Origin of the sequence: Azonexus sp. (assembly GCF_036170495.1) — a bacterium.
Classification (GTDB): domain Bacteria; phylum Pseudomonadota; class Gammaproteobacteria; order Burkholderiales; family Rhodocyclaceae; genus Azonexus.
The window spans coordinates 1-5032 of sequence record NZ_JAVHPH010000142.1; the positions used below are offsets into that span (position 1 = coordinate 1).

Consider the following 5032-nt stretch of genomic DNA (forward strand, 5'->3'; position numbering starts at 1 on the left):
AGGCATGGAAGCAAGCCAATCCCATCAAGAGGACGACAAGGAAATGATCACCATGAACATCAAACAATTTATCGACGCCACCCGCCAGTATCTGTTCGAACTGGCCACCGCCCAGGCCCAGCCGGCGCTGGCCACCATCCCTGTCCGCGCCGATCGCTAATGGCCTTTGCGGACAACCTGCCGATCAGCGAATCCCTGGGTGTCTTCATCGGCATCACCGGATTCGACTGGCTGTCGGAAGGTCAGGCTGAACCGCTCAATGCTGCGGTTACCGCCGTTGCCGCCGGTGCGGTTATCGCCGTTACCCGCTATTGGTTGAACAGGCGCCGCAAACGCTGAACCGTTTTACCCTCCTCTCGAATTTCCCCCGATTCGAGAAACTCCCTGTTACCCCGCCCTCGTGGCGGGGTTTTTTTTGCCTTCTCAGCAATATGGCGGTCTAATCACCCACTCCCCTTTGATCTGTCAAAACATCCACGACCGGTAGCCGCATGAAGCCAGCCCTTTTCCCCGCTACGCCCCTGTTGACGGGCACCGATGCCGAACAGAAGCGTCTCCAGATCCTCGACTACTTTCACGCCACCTTCGACCGCTATGAGCAGTTGTTCGAAGTATTGACCTGCGACGAGGCGTATTACGTCAAACCGATTGCGCTGCGTCATCCGCTCATTTTCTACTTCGGCCACACCGCCACCTTTTTCATCAACAAGCTGGTCCTCGCCGGTCTGCTCGAGCGACGCATCAACCCGGGTTTCGAGTCGATGTTCGCCATCGGCGTCGATGAAATGAGCTGGGACGACCTCAACGACCAACGTTACGACTGGCCAGGCGTCGATGAGGTGTGCGCCTATCGGCAAAGCGTGCGCGCTACGGTCGACCGGATAATTCGCACAAATTCGCTAACCCTGCCCATCGGCTGGGAAGACCCGTTCTGGATCATCCTGATGGGCATCGAGCATGAGCGCATCCACCTCGAAACCTCGTCGGTGTTGATCCGCCAGCATCAGCTCAAATACGTGCAGAAGCATCCGGCCTGGGAACCCTGTCGCGACAGAGGGCCGGCGCCGGAGAACGCGCTGGTCGGCATTCCAGCCGCCGAACTGCGCCTCGGCCGCGACCGCAGCGACCCGAAAATCTATGGCTGGGACAACGAATTCGGCTGCCACGCGGCGTCGACCGCAGCATTCCAGGCCAGCCGTTATCTGGTGTCGAATCGCGAGTATCTCGCCTTCGTCGAAGCCGGCGGCTATACCGACAACACGTTGTGGCCGGAGGAAGGCGCCGCCTGGAAGAAATTCGCCAAGGCCGCCCATCCGACTTTCTGGATCAAGGACGGCACGCAATGGCGCCTGCGCCTGATGCTCGAAGAAGTCGCCATGCCCTGGGACTGGCCGGTCGAAACCAATTATCACGAGGCCAAGGCTTTCTGTAACTGGAAGGCGCGCGAGAGCGGTCAGGCCGTGCGCCTGCCGAGCGAGGATGAATGGCAGGCGCTGCGCCAGTTCGCCGGGGTTGCCGAGCTGCCCGGCGAGGTACCGGCGAATCTCGGTTTAAGCCACGCGGCATCGAGTTGCCCGGTCAATCGCTTTGCCCACGGCCCGCTCTTCGATGTCATCGGCAATGTCTGGCAATGGCAGGAAACGCCGATCTACCCGTTCGCCGGCTTCGAAGTCCATCCGATCTACGACGATTTCACGACACCGACCTTCGACGAGCGTCACAACCTGTTGAAGGGCGGTTCGTGGATTTCCTGCGGCAACGAAGCGGCGCCGGTCTCGCGCTATGCTTTCCGCCGCCATTTCTTCCAGCACGCCGGTTTCCGCTATATCGTCGCCGAGGCGCCGGCCACCCAGCCGGCTTCGCACTACGAAACCGACCGGCTGATTTCCGAATACATCGAATTCCATTACGGCGACGACTATTTCGGCGTCGCCAATTTCCCGCAAACCCTGGCCCAACTGGCCATTGCCGCCATGGGCAACAAGCCGGCCGGCAAGGCGCTCGATCTCGGCTGCGCCACTGGCCGGGCGACTTTCGAACTGGCCCGCCATTTCGACCAGGTCACCGGCATCGATTTCTCGGCCCGCTTCATCGGCGTCGGCACGCAACTGGCTGAACAGGGCCGGCTGCGCTACACGCTGACCGAAGAAGGCGAACTGGTCAGCTACAAGGAATGCTCGCTAGCAGCCTTGGGCCTGAGCAACATGGCGACCAAGGTCGAATTCTTCCAGGGCGACGCCTGCAACCTCAAACCGGTTTTCGCCGGCTACGACCTGATCCTGGCCGCCAACCTGATCGACCGCCTGTACAGCCCGGCGCTTTTCCTCAAAACCGTCCATGAACGCATCAACCCGAGCGGTTTGCTCATGCTGACCTCGCCCTACACCTGGCTGCCGGAACATACGAAACGCGAGGAATGGATCGGCGGTTTCAAGAAGGATGGCGAAAATTTCACCACCTTCGATGGACTGAAAGCCATGCTGAGCGAGCATTTTCGCCTGGTGGGCGAGCCTCAAGCTGTAGCTTTCGTCATTCGCGAAACGAAACGGAAATTCCAGCACACGCTGTCGGAAGTCACCGTCTGGGAGCGGATTTAGCAGGATGCGGCTGCGTCAGAATCGGTTACAAATGTTGCAAAAGACCGCCACAGACGCTATCCGCCCGGCTCGATAAAGTGAATCCGTCCTCACCCAACGGAGACTTCACCATGGAAAAGACGAAGCGCAAACTCAAGAAATTTTTCAAACTGGACAAGCTCGGTCAGCGCATTGCCCACGCCAGCAAAGCCTTCGACCGGCAACGCAAGGAGCGTCTGTTGCGCAACTACGAGCGGCAGATGATGCTGCTCAGCTAGGTTTTTTGTTCCGGGACGACGATTCCACGGTCAACCGGGGAAAAGGCCAAAAATCAAAATGGCGCGCTCACCCCGCGCCATTTTTCAGGCACTGGCGAGAGGCGGTGGCGCCTCGTTGAGCAGGCGAATTTCGCGCTGCGGGAAGGGGATGACGATGCCGTTGGCCTGGAAGGCACGCCAGATGGCGAAGTTGATGTCGGAAATGACGTTGCCCTTGCCCTTTTCCGGGTCGTCGATCCAGAAGCCGAGTTCGAGGTTGATGCTGCTGTCGGCGAACTGGGTCAGGAAAACCCGGGGCGACGGATCGGCCAGCACGCGTTCCTGAGCGGCGGCGGCCTCGGTCATGAGGCGGACGGCCAGATCGAGATCGCTGTCGTAGGCGACGCCAACGCTGGTCGTCAGGCGCAACTGGGCGTCCGAATAGGTCTGGTTCTGCACCGTACTGCTGATCAGCGTTTCGTTCGGCACAATGAACTCGCTGCCGCCCGGGTGCTTGAGCACGGTGTAGCGCGTCGTGATCTGCGTCACCTCGCCGGCATCGGTGCCGACCTGGATGACATTGCCGATGCGGATCGAACGGTCGAGCAGGATGATGAAGCCGGAGACGTAATTGCTGGCAATCTTCTGCAAACCAAAACCGAGGCCGACGCCGAGCGCGCCGGTGAATACCGAGAGCGCCGTCATGTCGATGCCGACCAGCCCCAGGCTGGCCAGGATCGCGATGACGGTCAGACCGGCCTTGGCGACGCGCACGCCGACGATGCGCAGATTGCCGTCGAGCGTCTCGACGCCCATCAGCCGCGCCTCGATGACGCCAGCGATCCACAGCGCGAAGACGACCGTCAGGAAGACGGTGGCCACGCCGCGCAGCACGGTCCATAAATCGATGTGCTGCTTGCCGACGTGAAATTGCACGCTTTCCAGGGCATCGATGACATCGGGCGCCAGATCGGTGATGTAAAGCGCCAGCCAGCTCCAGACGACGGCCGCGATGATGCGTTCCCAGGCGGTCAGCCAGGTCGCCCGCGGAAAAGCCTGACGGAGCACGAAAACAACGCTGCGCACCAGCGCCATCGAGCCGAACAGCGGCATGGCGAGCCGGAGCAGATTGACGCTGAAGAAGGAACCGAGCGTAGCGATGGCGAAGCCGGTCAAGAGCATGCCGGTGAGCGGAAAGGCGAGCCGGGAACTGGCGTCGGACAGCCGTCCTTCGCCTTCCGTACGACGGCCGCGCCACCACGCCGCAATCAGCGCGGCGAGGCCGATACAGGCAACCAGCGCGATGACCTGCCAGACGAAATCCGGATTGCGAAAATCCGCTACCAGATCGTTGATCAGGCGCAAGGCGTGGCTTTTTTCGCTCATGCCTTCTTTTCCAGCGCGGCGGCGAAGAAGCCGTCGGTATTGTGCTGATTGGGCAGCAGACGCAGCATCTCGCCGGCGAAGCCGATGCCCTGCTTGGCGAGCACGGTCGACGCCGGGAGTAGCGTGAATTCCGGATGTTTGGCCAGGAAAGCGGCGACGATGTCGTCGTTTTCTGCGGTCAACAGGCTGCAGGTGGCATAAACCAGACGGCCGCCGGGGCGGACCATGGTCGAAGCCGCTTCGAGAATGGACAATTGCTTGACGGTCAGTTCGGCCACCGAAGCTTCATCCTGACGCCATTTGAGGTCGGGATTGCGGCGCAGCGTGCCGAGGCCGGAACACGGCGCATCGACCAGCACGCGGTCGGCCTTGCCGGCCAGACGCTTGATCTTGGTATCACGCTCATGCTCGATGCGGGCCGGATGGACGTTGGACAAACCAGAACGGGCCAGACGCGGCTTGAGGTTGGCCAGCCGTTTGTCGGACACATCGTAGGCGTAGAGGCGGCCGGTATTGCGCATCAAGGCGCCGAGCAGCAGCGTCTTGCCGCCGGCGCCGGCGCAGAAATCGACGACCATTTCGCCGCGCTTCGGTTCGAGCAGGTAGCCGAGCAGCTGGCTGCCTTCGTCCTGAACCTCGACGGCGCCTTCGATGAACAGCGGGTGTTTGGCCAGCGCCGGCTTGTCGCGCAGACGAACGGCAATCGGCGACAACGGGCCGGGCATGGCGGCGATGCCATCTTCGGCTAGCTTGGCCAGCACGTCTTCGCGGTTGGCTTTGAGCGTATTGACGCGCAGGTCGAGCGGCGCCGGC

5 protein-coding genes are annotated in these 5032 nt (G+C 61.3%); 3 read left to right on the top strand and 2 right to left on the bottom strand.

The window, feature by feature from the left end; all coding sequences use genetic code 11:
• Nucleotides 1–159 precede the first annotated feature (159 nt).
• From ADADOO_RS04485 to ADADOO_RS04495, 3 genes are all read left to right on the top strand, one after another.
• Nucleotides 160–339: a hypothetical protein gene (locus ADADOO_RS04485; RefSeq protein ID WP_511275366.1), complete on the top strand. Its 180-nt coding sequence runs from the start codon at nucleotides 160–162 to the stop codon at nucleotides 337–339.
• A gap of 152 nt (nucleotides 340–491) precedes the next feature.
• Nucleotides 492–2597 carry a 5-histidylcysteine sulfoxide synthase gene (gene ovoA / locus ADADOO_RS04490; RefSeq protein WP_511275368.1) on the top strand — a complete coding sequence of 702 codons (2106 nt, stop codon included), beginning with the start codon at nucleotides 492–494 and terminating at the stop codon, nucleotides 2595–2597.
• Nucleotides 2598–2707: 110 nt separating this feature from the next.
• Entirely contained in the window at nucleotides 2708–2854 is a 147-nt protein-coding gene (locus ADADOO_RS04495) for a hypothetical protein (protein WP_511275369.1), read from the top strand.
• 84 nt (nucleotides 2855–2938) lie between these two features.
• On the opposite strand, the gene ADADOO_RS04500 is transcribed toward ADADOO_RS04495, so the two are convergent.
• Complete coding sequence (locus tag ADADOO_RS04500; protein WP_511275371.1) at nucleotides 2939–4219, bottom strand: mechanosensitive ion channel family protein; 1281 nt, start codon at nucleotides 4217–4219, stop codon at nucleotides 2939–2941.
• A partial coding sequence (locus ADADOO_RS04505) for an RsmB/NOP family class I SAM-dependent RNA methyltransferase (RefSeq protein ID WP_511275373.1) occupies nucleotides 4216–5032 on the bottom strand: 817 nt, incomplete at its 5' end. The genes ADADOO_RS04500 and ADADOO_RS04505, both read right to left, overlap by 4 nt.